This window comes from Paenibacillus lacisoli (assembly GCF_030580655.1).
Lineage (GTDB): Bacteria > Bacillota > Bacilli > Paenibacillales > Paenibacillaceae > Paenibacillus > Paenibacillus lacisoli.
Map to the genome: position 1 here is coordinate 38,071 of NZ_JAUQTB010000008.1, position 17,125 is coordinate 55,195.

The following is a 17,125-nucleotide window of genomic DNA, read 5'->3' on the forward strand; positions in this document are numbered from 1 at the left end:
TGAATGTACTATACTGTATGTCGTAGGCGGGCTTTCGCCTTAGGCAGGTGTCCCTTTTTGCGGGATAAACGCGGATTTGGGCAGGTGCACAGCATGTACTTGAAGTAATTTCCTGCGGTGGGAAAGTACGATACATTTCTCTTCTGTAATGCGTGAAACCGTTAACGCTTGAAAAAGTAAGTCCCACTCGGTACAATGGGGATACATAGTTTGGGTAGGGGATGATAAACCATGCAGCTAAAGAAGCTTAATGATAAAACGGTCGACCAATTATTCGAAGCCGTACTCCAATTGAAGAGTGTGGAAGAATGCTACGTCTTTTTCGATGATCTGTGCACAATTAATGAAATTCAGTCCATGTCCCAACGTCTGGAAGTGGCGAGAATGCTGGGCAAGGGCAGCACTTATAATCAGATTGAAGCAGAGACCGGAGCCAGCACGGCGACGATTTCCCGTGTGAAGCGCTGCCTGAATTACGGCAACGACGGCTACAAGATGGCTCTGGAGCGTCTGGGGCGCTAAGACCATGAAGCCGGGAGTATTGATTATTTGCCACGGATCCCAGGATAAAGCCTGGGTTCAGCTGGTAGACGACGCTGCAGCAGGCTTGCGGCTGCCGGAAGATTTGCCGGTCGAGATCAGCTTTCTGGAGCTGGTGACCGGACGATTGATCCAGGACGGTATCAACCGTCTCGAAGCCCAGGGTGTGACCGATCTGCTCGTTGTGCCGCTGTTCGTCTCATCGGGCAGCACGCACGTCGATGAAATCGGTTACGCGCTGGGTATCAAGGATGAACCGGAGAAGGAAACCGATCTGGAACGCTTTGAGATTCACAGCCGAGTTCATTACGGCTATCCGGCTGGAGATGATCCGCTGATTGCCGAGATGGTATGGGACAAGGTGCGTGGACTTTCCCAGGATTTATCCAGGGAGATGATCCTGCTGGTAGCCCATGGCAGTATTCATGACGGTTTCCGCCAGCGCTGGGAGAGGGAGCTGTCTTCTCTTGCGGAGAAGGTGCATCTGCTCAGCGGTGCAGCCGCGGCGGACTTTGCTCTGCTGAACCCGGAGAGTGTTCATGCCAAGGCGGCCTATTGGAATCAGGAGCGGGGTTATGATGTGCTGGTGGCACCGCTGTTCTTGAGTGCGGGTTATTTTACGAATGTGGTGGTGCCCCGCCGTCTAGGCGATCTGACGTATCGTTATTCCGGCGAGACGCTGCTGCCGCATCCGCTGCTGGCCCGCTGGATTGAGCGGCAGGTAGAGGTATTGATGGGAAGGCTGAATGCATAATAATATGCGTTGGCCTTCTTTGTTCTTTTTCCCTTTTTGAATTCTATCCTGAGTTTATCCTTATGCATTCTTCACTGGCCATGTCACTTCTTGATAATAGGGCTGGTTTACAGTAAGATTAAATGTTGTCGGCAATTGGAAATGGTTAACGACGAACAGGCTTGATCGATGGATCAGGCTTGAATTGCGTGGTTTTATTTTTTATTGAATAGATATTGAACAATGGAGCTGAGCGGCGGATCATCCGGGCCTGTGCCCATACGCTCTTCGGCTAACGGCTTATATTAGTAGAAGCAGAAGTGAATACATGAACACATAAGCGATATCCGTGAGGTGTTCCTGGCAGTGTAATTTGAATAACAGGTGGCGTATACGGCAATGAAAAGAGCGAGGTTGATCTATAATCCCACTTCAGGGCGTGAAGAAATGAGACGGCGGCTGGCCGATATTCTGGCCCGGCTGGATGCCGGAGGCATTGAAGCTTCCTGCCATGCGACAACGGGCGAAGGCGACGCGACAATCGCGGCAGCCGATGCGGTGGAGCGCGGTTATGATATGATTATTGCGGCAGGCGGCGACGGCACGCTGAATGAGGTCATTAACGGTATGGCTGAGAAGGAAAACCGGCCGCCGCTCGGTGTGTTCCCGCTGGGAACGACGAATGACTTCGCCCGTGCGCTGGGGATCCCCAGAAGCTGGGAAGACTATTGCGACCTCGTGATCGGGCAGCAGACGCGTCCGACCGACTTGGGCAAAGCGAATCACCGGTATTTTATCAATATTGCAGGGGGAGGTTCCCTGACCGAGTTGACGTACGAAGTGCCGAGCAAGCTGAAGACGATGATCGGGCAGCTTGCGTACTATTGGAAAGGGCTGGAGAAAATGGTTAGCCTGTCTCCGCAGGAGCTGATTATCCGGGCCGACGGGCAGGAGGAGATGCATGACGAGTTCATGCTGTTCCTGATTGCGAATACGAATTCAGTGGGCGGCTTCGAGAAGCTGGCGCCGCATGCGACGATTGACGACGGCCTGTTCGATGTCATCGCGCTGCGCAAATGCAACCTGGCGGAGATGATCCGCCTCGTGACGATGGCGCTGCGCGGTGATCATCTGAATGATAAGAAGATCGTGCATTTCAAGACGGACTATATGGAAGTCAGCTCACCGGGTTATGTCCAGCTGAACCTGGACGGGGAGCTGGGCGGTACGCTGCCGGCGACGTTCCGGAATCTGCCGCGGCATTTGGAGATTTTCCGGTAAGTGGATAGAGGATGGATGGGATGCCGTTTCCTTGGGGGGACGGCATTTTGTGAATTTGATAAGCACGCGTCCGGATACAGCTAGAAACGTTCTGGCATGATATAAATAACGATTAAATTGAAGATAAGAAAGAAGGCTAATCATAATGACCAACAACCGCAGCGGACGTGGAAAAAGCCGCCGGAACGCAAATGCAGGACAAGCAGCAGGACAGAATAGAGGGCGCAGTACAGGTGCGAGACCTGGACAGGAAAAGGGCCGGAGTACGGGACAACAAGGGCAAAGAGCAGGACAGCGGCCGCAGGCCGGTTTATCCACAGCTCTGCTGAATCTCCCGGTGCAGAAGAATGACGAGACCATCATCGATATCATTGGCATGAACCATGATGGAGAGGGCGTTGGACGTGCGGAAGGATACACCCTGTTCGTGCAGGGAGCACTGCCTGGTGAGAGGGTCAAGGTGCGGGTGCTGAAGACGAAAAAGCAGTACGGCTACGCCAAGCTGCTGGACATCGTCCAGGCCAGTCCTGATCGTGTCGCAGCTCCTTGTCCTATCTACGACCAGTGCGGCGGCTGTCAGCTGCAGCATATGAGCTATGAAGGCCAGCTCGCCTGGAAACGGCAGCATGTCGTTGATGTGCTGGAGCGGATCGGGAAGTTTGAGGTTGCTTCGGTTGAAGGTGCGGAAGCGGATGTTGTGGATGCAGATAAGGCAGCTAGTACAGGGATTAAAGTCCATCAGACACTTGGTATGTCAGAGCCATGGCGCTACCGGAACAAAGCTCAGGTGCCGATCGGTGTTGCTGAAGGCGGTCTGGTCGGCGGCTTCTATGCCCGCGGCAGCCACCGCATCATCGACATGGAGACCTGTCTGATTCAGCATGAGCACAACGATGAGGTTGTTGGGAAGGTGAAGGAGCTGGGCCGTGAATTCGGCATCAGCGCGTATAACGAAGAGACAGGCCGCGGCCTGCTCCGTCATGTTGTCGTGAAGAAAGCATTCCGCACCGGTGAGATGATGCTTGTCCTCGTCACCAACGGACGGGATATCCCGCATAAGGATGCCTGGATCGGCAGTATTCGTGAGGCCATTCCTCATGTGGCGAGCATCTGCCAGAACGTGAACACGAAGCAGACGAACGTTATTTTCGGAGATGAAACTCGTGTCCTATGGGGCCGTGATGTGATCTATGACTATATCGGTGATGTACAGTTTGCGATCTCGGCACGTTCCTTCTATCAGGTGAATCCGGTTCAGACTGAAGTGCTGTACGGCAAAACGGTGGAGTACGCCAAGCTGACGGGTAAAGAGACAGTGATTGACGCCTACTGCGGGATCGGTACGATCTCTCTATTCCTGGCACAGCATGCGGATCAGGTGTACGGTGTGGAGATTGTGAAGGAAGCAATCGAGGATGCGCGGAGCAATGCGAAGCTGAATGAGATGAACAATGTGAAGTTCGAAGTCGGTGCTTCCGAGGATGTCATTCCACGCTGGAAGGAACAGGGCATCGAGGCTGACGTCATTGTCGTCGATCCGCCGCGTAAGGGCTGCGATCCACGGCTGCTCGATACGATTCTGGAAATGAAGCCGGAGCGTGTGGTGTATGTGAGCTGTAATCCAAGCACGCTGGCACGGGATTTGCGTGTGCTGGAGGATGGCGGGTATCAGACGGTTGAGGTGCAGCCGGTGGATATGTTCCCGCATACGACACATGTGGAGTCGGTAGTTTTATTGGTACAAGAGTCATTGTAGATTACATTTAAACTTTACACAAAGCCTAAATAGTCGTATCAAAGCCTAAAAAGTCATGTTACGAGCCGAGCGAAATTCAGGGATCCACTCCTGTTTTTTCTCGGCTTTTTTCTCTTCTTCAAAAGGGTCGAAAGACCCGTGAAATGCAGGGAAACCCTTGTGGGGACAGGGCTGAGGATGGTTGTCTCCTGTTTTTCTCGATCATTTTCTCCGATAATCTTTAGCCCCTGCCCAACTTTTCCCTGTCTTTTCCCCTGCCTCTAACACGACTTTAATTGCCTTTATGCACCCGATTTCCTCGGTCGTAGCCCCTGTTTTCCCCCTGTTTGTAGTACGACTTTAATTGCTCGAAGGGATTGAGGATAGGAACGAGGGAGGGCGGGAAAAGCCTTGTGGCTGTAAGGCGGAGAGAGATGATGGCAAGGTGACATGCGTGATATGACTATTTAGGACTTTGACAACTGGAAAAGAAAAAGGATCATTGCACTTGCAATGGTCCTTTTTCTTTTCCCTTTAATAGTTTACTTCGAGATGAAGACACAAAAACAGCTATAAATATAGATTCACTGGCTTGAGACGCCAGATTTCACTCTGGCTACAAGTCAATTGATAGTATGGTTACCGTATCAACTAATAGTGGTGAATAGAGCGCTTAACATCTACTAACATCTCAATACCATGTGATACAATTAGGCTTAATTTTCATATTATGCTGGAATTCGCCTCTAGTAAAAGAAGCATTTCATATTTCTCCTGCAACAGAAGGGACACACGCCTAATGAAAAAGCAGTTAACAGGACTGATCAGCATGGTGCTGGTTTTTACGGTCGCTACCTCGATCTTTATTTATGAATGGCTTCATCCGAATGTCAGTTATCCGGAAGCGCGGGAAGGCGTGCTGGACGCCAGAAATTGGAGCTTTGCACAGCAGGGAATTCTTCCGCTGCAAGGGGAGTGGGAGTTTTACAAGGACCAATTGCTGACACCACAGGACTTTGCCGAACGGGCAGGGGAATTACAGGCAGAGCGGCACTTGCTTCCGGTTCCCGGGGGTTGGAAGAAGGTATCGGACGATGGGTACGGCGCTGGAACGTACCGGCTGCGCCTGTTGGTAAGCGACCTTGACAATTACAGCCTCCGGGCCAAAAAAATCCGGATGTCGAGCCGCATCTACATGGACGGTCAGGAGCTTGGCGGTACGGGACAAACCGCCTTGTCGGATGCCGGTTTTGTCCCGAGTAATGTTCCTTTCTTTGGAGCCGTTGAGGTGAAGGACCGGAAGATCGAAATTATTATCCAGGTGGCGAGCTATCAGTATCTTCAGGGCGGGCTTGTACAGGCACCGGAGTTTGGCCCAACAGCCGATGTTTTGAACCGACGGGATAACGCCCGTATGGCCGATGTGATCGTCATTACGACGCTGCTCGTTTTTGGTCTTTATTTTGCAGGTATGTTCAGGCAGTGGCGGCGGGAGCCGTATCTTATCTTTTTCAGTCTGTTCTGCTGGGCGTTGGGGCTCTTTTTCAGCATCGATAACGAAATCGTTCTGGCGAACCTGCTTCCTTCCCTGTCCTTTCTTTTGCTGCAAAAGCTGTTGTTTATTCTTCCCTATTTGGCGATTCTGTTCTTTATCCATTATGTCCGCCTCTATCTGGATGACAGGAGCGGGCCCTGGTTCAAGGCGTTTCGCTGGGTTTCCTGCTTATATCTGGCTCTGCTCGTCCTGCTTCCGAATGATCATCTGCTGGTTCTGCTGTGGCCTGGAATTCTGCTGCAGATAGTGGCTTTTGGGTTCATTTTCACTTCAATTTTTCGCAATCGCCACGAAGGAATGCGGATTTATTATATTTTGCTCGGTGTGTTCTTTTTAATTATCAGTTGGATCTTTGCTCAGACCCGCTACCAGCTGGCGCTCGATAGCCCCTATTACATCATTGTCACGCTGCTGCTGGTCGTGCTGTCGCAGTCGTTTCTGATGGCGGATCGGATTCACAGAGCTTTCCTGCGGAGTGAACGCCTGGCTCAGCAGCTGTTGGTCTATGACAAGCAAAAGGATGAGTTTCTGGCGAAGACGTCCCATGAACTGCGGACACCTCTGCACGGGATCATTAATCTGTCGGAGACACTGCTGGAACATAAGGAGCCGCCGCTTGCAGCGGAGCACCGTGAGAACATTCGGCTGATGCATCTGATCGGGCGGCGGCTTGCCGGGTTGGTGAATGACATCCTGGATATGAACCGGATCCGGTACGGGCAGCTCGATGTGCAGCCCAAGCCGGTAGATCTGTACGTATCGACCCGATTCGTAATGGAAACGTTATCGATCGCGCCTGTCAAAAGCGGCGTCCAGCTGAAGGAGGAGCTGCCTTCCGCGCTTCCCCTTGTTCTTGCGGACGAGAACCGGCTGCGGCAGATCCTGCACAATCTGCTAGAGAACGGTCTGAAGTACACCGACCGGGGAAGCGTATCCATCTCGGCCGAAAAGCGGGGAGAGATGCTGGCTATTTCGGTCAGCGATACAGGGAGAGGGATCCCGTCTGATGCTATGGACGAGCTATTCCAGCCTTTCTTCCAACATAACGAGGATGGCTCCCATTCGCGGAATGGCATCGGGCTGGGGCTTAATATTTCGAAGCAGCTGGTCGAGCTGCAGGGCGGTCAACTGGAGGTCAAATCCGAGGTTGGCCAGGGCTCCCGGTTCACGTTCACGCTGCCGATTGCCTGGAGCGGCGCGCACGAGGCTGCAGCGGTCACGGAAAACATGGAAGTTAGCCAATATTCAGCGAACGGGGAGTACGGGGAATTGAACGCATATGGAGAGAGCCTGACACCGCTCCCCGCCCTTTCTGCCGTGCCCGGCGAGGAGGAGCTGTTCCACATTCTGATTGTCGACGATGAGCCCTTCAATCTGAAGGTGGCCATGGATGCCGTCGGCTCCCTGGGTCATACGTATACGACGGCAGGCGGCGGGGCAGAGGCGCTGAATGCACTCCGGACAAGGAAGCCCGACCTCCTGCTGCTTGACTTGATGATGCCCGGCGTATCGGGACTCGACATTTGCCGGGAAGTCCGCTCTCTACACGGGCTGGCCGAGCTTCCGGTACTGATGCTGACCGCCTCGGGACAGACGCGTGACATCCTTGCTGCGTTTGGTGCGGGAGCTAACGATATTCTTCAAAAGCCATTTGAACTGGCGGAACTTCGGGCCCGGGTGCAGTCGCTGCTGGCGATGAAAAGCTCCTCAGAACGGGCGGTACGCCGGGAAATGGACTTTTTGCAGGCACAGATTCCCCCGCATTTTCTGTACAACAGCCTGAATGCCTTGGTTGGGCTCAGCTACAAAAATGTTGACAAGCTGCGGGAAACGATTCATCATCTGACTACTTATCTTCGCGCCAAATTCACGTTTGTCTTTCACGGAGAGGAGGTTCCGCTGAGTCGGGAATTGGAGCTGGTTCGCGCCTATCTGGCGATTGAGCAGCTTCGGTTTGGTCAACGGCTGGCTGTCTGCTACACCATTGATGAAGACGCACACTGCCTGCTGCCCCCGCTCATCCTTCAGCCTATTGTCGAAAATGCCGTCCGTCACGGGATCGGACAAAAGCCGGAGGGAGGAAGCGTGAACATTATCGTTCGTCGCGCTAATAGGGGGATTGAAGTTGTCGTCGAAGATGACGGAATTGGAATGGACGAGGCTGCATTAAGACGGCTGAAACAGGGGACAACCGGGGGAATCGGCGTCGGTAATGTAAACCGCCGGCTGCAAATGAGGTATGGGCGGGAGCTGGAGATTCACAGCCGTCCTGGCGAAGGAACGAGAATCACGATTTATTTAACGGAGGAGCGTTATGTGGAGAGCCATTCTGATTGATGATGAAGAGATCGCGCTTGACGTCATGGAGATTATGTTAAAAGAGGTTGGCGGCGTCGAAGTGGCTGGCAGATTTCAGCTGGCTGCCGAAGCGCTTGAACAATGCGGCACGCTTCAACCGGATTTGATTTTTTTGGATATCGAGATGCCCGGGGTGAACGGGCTGGAGGCTGCAGGAGCATTGGCTGCAGGTTGTCCAGATGCGGAGATTGTTTTTGTCACGGCTCATGATCAATATGCGATCGAAGCGTACGACACCGAAGCCATCGGATATTTGCTTAAACCTGTCGCAAAGGACAAGCTGGTCAGGGTGCTGTCCCGTTATGCAAACCGGCAAGCCAAAAAACAGGAGCGGAACTTTGATAGGTTGGAGAAGGACGGTTTGAGGACTGCCGGTTCGGCTCCTGCACCGGAGAGCTACTCGGAAAATAAGCAGGAACTTTCACTCAAAGTACTGGGCAGTATGGAACTATATACTTCGGACGGTCGGCTCTTGACATGGCGTACCAAGAAAACAAAGGAGCTGTTCGCGTTTCTCTGGCATCACCGGGGACAGCCAGTTTACAAATACACCATCCTGGAGCATTTGTGGCAGGATCATACGGCGGAGCGGGGGCAGAAGCTGCTGCATACCTCGCTCTATTATTTGCGAAGTCTGTTCAAGTCGGTAGGGTATGACGGGTTTGTGAATTATGGCGACGAACGGTACTGGATTGATTCATCGTTCATTCACAGCGACTTGGAGGAGCTCCTGGTTATTCTGAGGGAAAGAGATGCAGCAGCCCAAGCGAAGGGCATACTCAGGCTGTACAGCGATTACCTGGAGATGGAGCATTATGAATGGGCTAATGCTTACAGGTTGGAGCTTCAATCAAACGTAATATCCTGTATGAATGCAGTACTTGGGCGGGTATCGGAGGAGTTTCGGGTGCAGCTCCTATGGAAATTGATAGAATTGGAGCCAAGCCGACTGCCTAATTATCACTTGCTGGCAGATTGTTTATTGCAAGCCGGTGATCAGGCTGGGGCTCGCCGGGTGCGAGCGATGATGGAGCAGATAGAGCTAAAGGGAGAATAGGACCAGGGCGAGCGAGCAAGCAAGGGGTTACAGACCATAATTGCGAAAAATGTGGAAAAAAACAGTCTTCAGTCACAAATTTGAAGGCTGTTTTTGTCGTTTTATCGGGAAATGTTGAGAAAATGTTGAGAAATGTTGTGCTACATTGATGTCGTTGGCCGAAGACTCAAACGCCAGTTGTATATGCTGGTATTTCAATTTTTAACAAAAAGAATGGGGGGAATAGGATGGCGTTCATCAAACGAAGGCTGGCTATTGTATTGGTATTCCTGATGATGACGGCGTTCATGCCGCAGAATGCTGCGGAAGCGGCTTCCGACTGGGAACAGGAAAGCCCGTTTCCTACGGCAAATACAATCGTTAATCTGGCTTATGGCAACCATCGATTTATCGCGGTGGAGCAGTATGGAGATATTCTGAGTTCTGTCGACGGGAGGAACTGGACTAAGCAGAAGGTGAATACCGGTATTTCGCGGATTACCTACGCGGATGGCAAGTTCATCGCGATCGGAGCAAACGGCTTAATTTACACCTTGGCGGATGGAGAAACAGAATGGAATTCGCAAAAGCAAAACATTAACACCAACATCATAGCTAGTTTGGCCTACGGCAATGGAACGATTGTAGGGGTAGGATCGAGCGGAAATGTCGTTGTCTCCAGCGACGGGTTAACCTGGACGCAGAAGACCGTAGGCGATACGACGAACTATCATATGAGTGTAACTTATGGCAGCAATAAATTCGTGGGTGTAGGGATTAGAGGGTTTATCATCCAATCTAGTGATGGGAAAACATGGAGTACCAAAACAACTAATAACACTCACATGCTTTACGGAGTAGCCTATGGTAACAACAAATATGTGGCCGTTGGGCAGAGCGGCCTGATTATGACATCGACGGATGCGACGAACTGGATCAGCGCTGCGAGTAATACCTCGGTCACGTTAAATGCGGTCACTTATGACAACGTCAACAACTGGTTTGTGGCCGTAGGCGGAGGCGGAACCATCCTCACTTCCCCAAACGGAAGCACGTGGACGAGCCGTACATCGGGGACAATGAAGGATCTTACCAGCATCAAGTGCGGGGATGGAACCTGCGTGGCTGTCGGATATAGCGGCGCAATTTTGACTTCGGAGAACGGAATATCCTGGAGTAACCAGTTGAAGGGAACGGCAGCATCGCTAACGGGCTTATCTTATAACGACGGAATGTTCGTGGCTGCTGGAAGCGAATTAATAGGTTCGACAACATCGACCAGCGTTGTACTTACATCCCCGGATGGAAGGTCTTGGATAAACCGCCCAATCACCGATCAGGCCAATAGACCGGATAGCATTCGAGGCATCAGCTACGGCAACGGCAAATTTATAGTCGTAGGGCATCAGTGGAGTTCCGATATGCAGGGCATTATCCTCACTTCGCCTGACGGGATAACGTGGACAGGGCAAAAGTATGGCTCAAATTCGCTTTCGGGCAGCGTGTATGGCAATCAACAGTATGTGATCGTAGGTAACGGTGGCACGATTCTGACTTCACCGAATGGAGAAGCCTGGACGAGCCGGACGAGTGGAACATCAAGTGCCCTCTATGGCGTCAGTTATGGTCACGGTCTATATGTTGCTGTAGGGGACCGAGTAATTCTGACCTCTTCAGATGGAGAAACATGGACCAGCCGGGAATTCGATGCTAAGGACTATCTATACAATGTGACTTATGGAAACGGGTTGTTTGTAGCGGTGGGGGAGAGAGGGAAGATCTTCACTTCTTCCGATGGGGAAACCTGGACGAGTCGAATGAGCACGGTATATCAGTCGCTACGCAGCGTCCATCACGATGTTAGCGGATTTAAAATTGCTGGAGCCAACGGCACCCTGTTGACTTCTGTGGACGGCATTACCTGGAAGCAGGAAAGCAGCGGTACCGTCAATCATCTCCAGGACTTTATTTCGAGCGGAAGCGAGGATGTGGTGATAGGTCAGTACGGAGTGATTTTGCGGAGAACAGTCACGAATAGCACGATTAATCCTTTAACCGGAAGCTTTGACAAAAACACTTCTTCTCCAGACTACAAGGATATAACAACGACAATGACTTTGAACGGAAATGAACTTACCGGAATTTCCAATGGAGTGCAGGTGCTGGTACCGGATACGGATTACATGGTCAGCGGTGATACCGTGACGATCACCAAAGCGTATTTGACAAATCAGGCTGCAGGAATAACGAGTCTGACCTTTGCCTTTAGCACAGGCGCACAGCGAACGCTGGTGATAACGGTCAATGATACGACACCGCAGAAGATAACGGTCAGCTACCAGCCTGGAGCTCATGGCACGCTCAGCAGCACAAGTGAACAGGTAGAGAGCGGCGGTCACCCATCAGTGGTACCAACGGTTACCCCTGATGATGGGTACCATTTTGCAGGCTGGAGCAGCGATGGAGGCATCACGAAGCTTAGCAGCCAAGAGGTTGCAGCCTCCGTGGTGACGGCTAATGTCACATATACCGCATATTATACGGCGTTTGTATTGGGGGATGCGGATGGGGACGGTAAAGTGACGGCTGCAGATGCGCTTCTGTTGAGCAGATATATCAAAGGTAAGGTTACGCTGACGCCGGAGCAATTGCAGGCGCTCGATATGAATGGTGATGGGCAATGGGACGATGAAGATGTCAAACTGCTCCTTGCCATTACCGTGGGAAAGGGTTGATTTAATGCATTGGAAAAAATGGATTTCGACCATGCTGGCGGCCGTTATGTTTCTGTCTATAGGAACAGCAGGCTATGCGGATCCGGGTACAGCATCAAACTCGATGAAGGTGGGCAGTGCAGAAGGATATCCTGGAGATATCGTTAACGTACCGGTATATGTAACACCAGAAGATTTGATCGCCCAGTACGACATTTCGATTGGTTACAATGCTGCGTCTTTGGAGCTGGTACCCGGGGATGAAGTTACGGGTGAACCGGATGTCATTTTAGACGACGAGGACTTTAAAGTGGATTTTTCCAACAGTGGGATCATTCATGTTAAAGCCAATCCGACTTTTATTATGAATGATACAAAAATATTCACCCTTCATTTCAAGATCAAGGATTCGGCACAGCCTGGTGAGCTGAACTTGACCGTGCCTAAACATGATCTGTATGAAGGTCCGGAAATTGCCTCCACAACAGCGGAAGAAGGCAAGATCACGGTAAAGTCATTCGATACTAGACACACGGTGACATTTTATACAAAGGGAGGCAGCCAGGTCGAGAGTGCCACCGATGTGATCAGCGGCACGACGATCAGCGAACCTCCAGCCCCGACAAGGGAGGGCTACACGTTCGGAGGCTGGTACAAAGATACGCTTGGGAGGGATGCGTGGAACTTTGCGACAGATGTGGTGACATCCGATATGATGCTGTATGCGAAGTGGATCACCGCTGAGCAGGTACAATACAACGTAACATTCGATTCGCAGGGAGGCAGTGCGGTAATTTCTGCGACCCATGTAACCAGCGGTACGACCATCAGTGAGCCGCCGGCGCCGACAAAGCCGGGCTACACGTTCGGAGGCTGGTACAAGGAAGCAGCGGGAACGCACGCGTGGAGCTTCGCAGAAGATGCGGTGACTTCTGATGTGACATTGTACGCGAAGTGGACGCGGCACGAGGTAGAGATTCAGATTGTCTCGGTGAGCGGAACGCCGGGGTCTACGGTTGAAGTACCGGTCATCGTGCACAGCTCCACCTATGGAATAGCAGCGTACAATTTACAGATTGATTTTGACAAAGAGGCTTTGGAAGTAACGGGCGTTACAGGGGAAACTGGAGATTATTTCGACTCCAATTACGATAATGACGCTGGCTGGGTCAAAACAGCATGGGTAGACAGCAATGCGGGAGATACACCGATTACGGCTGGAGAGAAGCTGTTCACCGTCAGCTTCAAGATCAAGAGCGGGGCGGCGTTGGGCGATAAGAAGATGACGGTGCAGACGCAAGATCCTCTTCGCTTCTCCGTTCTGGATTCGTTCGGGACAGAGATGGACAAAACGCTGAATAGGGGTAAGGTAGCGGTCAAAGAGGGACCTCTGCAGCATACCGTGACGTTCGATTCACAGGGAGGCAGCGCAGTTTCCAGCCTCACTCAGGTGGACAGCGGCGTAACCATCAGCGCTCCGCCAGCTCCGACGAAAGCGGGTTACACATTCGCCGGCTGGTACAAGGAAGCAGCGGGAACCAACGCCTGGAACTTTACGGCGGATAAGGTTACGTCTGATGTGACGCTGTATGCAAAGTGGACAAGCAATGGCTCGAATAATTCGGACAATTCGAATAATTCAAATAGCGCTGGCACGCCATCGACTCCGGGTACAACGAATCCTGAGAAGCCGGCCGGACTGCAAGTCATCGTTGATGGTGTCGTGAAAGACCAAATTGCTGCAGGCTCAACGACCAGGGAGAATGGCAAGTCCGTGCTGACGGCGGCAATTGATCCATACAAGCTGGCTGCTCAGCTCAAGCAGGCGGCAGATCAGTCCAAGGTGGTCATCCCCGTGACTACCAATGTGGATAAGGTATTGGTCACTTTGACGGGTGAAGCGGTGAAGAGCATGGAAAACAAGCAAGCGGTCTTGGAAGTCCAAACATTAAACGGTACTTACAAGCTGCCTGCCGGACAAATCGCCATCGATGATATCTCTGCTAAACTGGGCGAACAGGTTAAGCTTTCAGACATTGTCGTTCATGTGGAGATTGCCAAGAGCGTCGAGGCTGCCCAGATTCTTGCTGAGAATGTGGCGGCACAAGGAGGCTTTGAGGTTGCGGCTCCGCCGGTTAACTTTAATGTTATGGCCTCCTATAATGGCAAAATAGTAGGCGTCGAGCAGTTCAGCAGCTACGTAGAGCGTGAAATTCCGCTTCCCGCCGGCGTTGACCTGAGCAAGGTGACCACAGCTGCCGTACTGGATTCGGACGGCAGTGTGCGTCATGTCCCTACCTATGTTACGATTCGCGAAGGAAAGAATTATGCGGTCATAAACAGCCTGACCAATAGTGATTACTTCCTGATCTGGAATCCGAAGACCTTTGCAGATGTGGAGGGTCACTGGTCGAAGGAAGCTGTGAACGACATGGCTTCCCGTATGATTGTCAAAGGTATCGATGATACCCATTACAATCCTAATGCTGTTATTACACGTGCAGAGCTTGCAGCCATCGTAGTACGAGCGCTAGGGCTGTCAGACAACGGCACCTCGATCAAGTTCACCGATATCCAGGCTGGCGATTGGTATGCTGGCGCTGTGGCAAAAGCGGCGGAATACGGCTTGATTAGAGGCTACGAGAATCACACCTTTGCTCCTAACCAAACGATTACCCGGCAGGAAGCATTGGTGATCATGGACCGGGCGATGATGCTGGCGGGGCTACAGGCCGACGGAGCTGATACAGATTCCCTGCTGTCTCCGTTCGCGGATCGGACAGCAGTCGCTTCCTGGGCAACGCAGGCCATGGCTGCGGCAGTAAAGAACGGTCTCGTTAAAGGAGCGGCTGATGATTTGATGCCGACCGGAAACTTGACACGCGCCGAAACTGCGGCGATTGTACAGCGGTTTTTGATCAAGGCTAACCTTATTGATAACCGGCAAGCCAACTAGTTCAGCTCACGAAACAGCTTGAAACGGAACAAAACCAAACCAGACTCTTTCTTTTTCAAACGGAGAAAGAGTCTGGTTTTTCTTTATGTAATGGAAGAACAACGCGGTAATTGACCAGCAGCAATGACAATGAAAACTCTAAAATGAAAGACCATTACAAATATAGGTACAGCGAAAGATGCAGCACATGGTTTAGAATCTTGCTGACCATGTGATACAATAAGGCTGTCTTTTTACCTCACGTTTCATTATGATGCGTCCTTAAACAAGAAACAGAGATAGGAAGAGATTACTTATATATTTCGGGTTAAAGAAAAGATTTACTTTTTCATCGATAGAGAGGTTTTGAATATGACAAACAATTTTTGGGCTGAATTGCCGAGGCCTTTTTTTATACTGGCGCCCATGGAAGATGTGACGGATGTTGTATTTCGTCATGTCGTGAGTGAAGCGGCCAGACCGGATGTGTTCTTTACGGAATTTGCGAATACGGAGAGCTACTGCCACCCGGAGGGGAACCAGAGTGTGCGCGCGCGTCTGACTTTTACAGAGGATGAACAGCCGATGGTGGCCCATATCTGGGGAGACAAGCCGGAATATTTCCGTCAGATGAGTATCGGTATGGCGCAGGAAGGGTTCAAGGGGATTGATATCAATATGGGCTGTCCTGTGCCGAATGTAGCCGAGAACGGGAAGGGAAGCGGCCTGATCTGCCGTCCCGAGCTCGCAGCGGAGATCATCCAAGCTGCCAAAGCCGGGGGACTGCCCGTCAGTGTCAAAACAAGACTCGGGTTCAGCAGCGTAGACGAATGGCGCGGCTGGTTAACCCACATCTTGAAGCAGGACATTGTGAACCTGTCCATTCATCTGCGTACAAGAGACGAAATGAGCAAAGTCGACGCCCACTGGGAGCTGATCCCGGAGATTAAGAAGCTGCGTGATGAGGTGGCACCCCATACACTGCTGACCATTAACGGGGATATCCCGGACCGTCAGACCGGCCTGAAGCTCGCTGAGCAGTACGGTGTGGATGGCATAATGATCGGGCGCGGTATTTTTCATAATCCGTTTGCCTTTGAGAAGGAGCCGAAGGAGCACAGCAGTGAGGAGCTGCTTGATCTGCTGCGGCTGCATCTGGATCTTCATGATCAATATTCCACGCTGGAATCCCGTTCGTTCAGACCGCTGGCCCGCTTCTTCAAAATCTATGTCCGTGGATTCCGCGGAGCGAGTGAGCTGAGAAATAACTTAATGAACGCCAAGTCGACTAGTGAAGTGCGTGCTTTGCTCGATGAGTTTAAGAGCCAGGATCATGGTGGGGCGGAGGAACAGTAAAGGTTTGTTTTACACTAACGCTGTGATGGCTGCAGATGCCATGGGAATACAACGACCGGTTAAGTATTTGGCTGGCCATGTGGTATAATGGGGTCACGTAATTGGAGCCGGATGATGCACCATGGAGCCAAATAAGAGCGCCCATTACACAGTAACGTTTATGGATTACAAGAGACATCCCCCATTCATCTTGGCGGGATGTTTTTTTGGATAAGGCATTCAGCGGAGTATCAACGTTGGTTTACAAAATTATAGGAGGATCACATGTCCTGGAGCAAATTGAAGCAGCAGCTGGAGAGCTTTCTCTCTCCTGCGTTACAAGGCAAGGTCGAATACCGTGCGACAAGTTACCGTTATTCACCCGATAAAGCAGGGAGCTCTTATCTTACGGTCGATAAAAAGAATGTACTCAATATGAATGACAAAACGAGCGGAATCCGCTGGTATCAGACCGAACAGGAAATTAAGAATGATCCAGATATCCAGATCCCTGTCAGTCTTGAAGAGATTGAAGCGATCCGAGTAGATACCAAGGGAACTGTTCCGGAGGATCGGCTCATCGTCATTGCCAGAGGCAGAAAGATGTCCGTACTTGCCAAGGAGCTTCTGTCAGCTCAGTCCGCTTTGAGTAAATCCAACTTTGTCACTGCAGCGAATCAGTTCTTATCTACTTCTATAGAGGATAACATGGAGAGCAGCGATATTTTATTGAATATCCTGGCGATCGTGGACAGAAGGGTTGGGAAGAAGCGGATTCTTAACATGACCGAAACGATCAAGCTGAAGCATCCGGCTGTGCAGTATTTCTATGAGCTGCGGCGCAGTACGTTATAAGTACGAACTCGAAATGGACAGGTTAGTGATGAACGGTGAACTCCTTCT

Annotated in this window: 10 protein-coding genes; all 10 read left to right on the forward strand. The window is 51.4% G+C overall.

The window, feature by feature from the left end; genetic code table 11:
* Positions 1 to 231: 231 nt before the first annotated feature.
* The 10 genes from Q5741_RS14270 to Q5741_RS14315 all read left to right on the forward strand — a co-directional run bounded on the left by Q5741_RS14270 (position 232) and on the right by Q5741_RS14315 (position 17,077).
* A complete protein-coding gene (locus tag Q5741_RS14270) occupies positions 232 to 522 on the forward strand; it encodes a YerC/YecD family TrpR-related protein (protein ID WP_305024772.1) in 291 nt (96 codons plus the stop codon).
* Positions 523 to 526: 4 nt separating this feature from the next.
* Complete coding sequence (locus Q5741_RS14275) at positions 527 to 1,294, forward strand: sirohydrochlorin chelatase (protein ID WP_305024773.1); 768 nt, start codon at positions 527 to 529, stop codon at positions 1,292 to 1,294.
* Positions 1,295 to 1,672: 378 nt separating this feature from the next.
* Positions 1,673 to 2,554: a diacylglycerol kinase gene (locus Q5741_RS14280; RefSeq protein ID WP_305024774.1), complete on the forward strand. Its 882-nt coding sequence runs from the start codon at positions 1,673 to 1,675 to the stop codon at positions 2,552 to 2,554.
* 145 nt (positions 2,555 to 2,699) lie between these two features.
* Positions 2,700 to 4,310 (forward strand): 23S rRNA (uracil(1939)-C(5))-methyltransferase RlmD, encoded by a 1,611-nt coding sequence (gene rlmD, locus Q5741_RS14285; protein ID WP_305024775.1) that lies wholly within the window; start codon positions 2,700 to 2,702, stop codon positions 4,308 to 4,310.
* Positions 4,311 to 5,088: 778 nt separating this feature from the next.
* Entirely contained in the window at positions 5,089 to 8,181 is a 3,093-nt protein-coding gene (locus Q5741_RS14290; protein ID WP_305024776.1) for a hybrid sensor histidine kinase/response regulator, read from the forward strand.
* A complete protein-coding gene (locus Q5741_RS14295; RefSeq protein ID WP_305024777.1) occupies positions 8,159 to 9,259 on the forward strand; it encodes a response regulator in 1,101 nt (366 codons plus the stop codon). The genes Q5741_RS14290 and Q5741_RS14295 overlap by 23 nt, the downstream gene beginning before the upstream one ends.
* Before the next feature lie 227 nt (positions 9,260 to 9,486).
* Positions 9,487 to 11,973 (forward strand): X2-like carbohydrate binding domain-containing protein, encoded by a 2,487-nt coding sequence (locus Q5741_RS14300; protein ID WP_305024778.1) that lies wholly within the window; start codon positions 9,487 to 9,489, stop codon positions 11,971 to 11,973.
* 4 nt (positions 11,974 to 11,977) lie between these two features.
* On the forward strand, positions 11,978 to 14,908 hold the full coding sequence (locus tag Q5741_RS14305) for an InlB B-repeat-containing protein (protein WP_305024779.1): 2,931 nt from the start codon (positions 11,978 to 11,980) through the stop codon (positions 14,906 to 14,908).
* Between the two features lie 351 nt (positions 14,909 to 15,259).
* Entirely contained in the window at positions 15,260 to 16,243 is a 984-nt protein-coding gene (locus Q5741_RS14310; RefSeq protein WP_305024780.1) for a tRNA dihydrouridine synthase, read from the forward strand.
* A 264-nt stretch (positions 16,244 to 16,507) separates the two neighbouring features.
* Entirely contained in the window at positions 16,508 to 17,077 is a 570-nt protein-coding gene (locus Q5741_RS14315; protein ID WP_305024781.1) for an SF0329 family protein, read from the forward strand.
* Positions 17,078 to 17,125 lie beyond the last annotated feature (48 nt).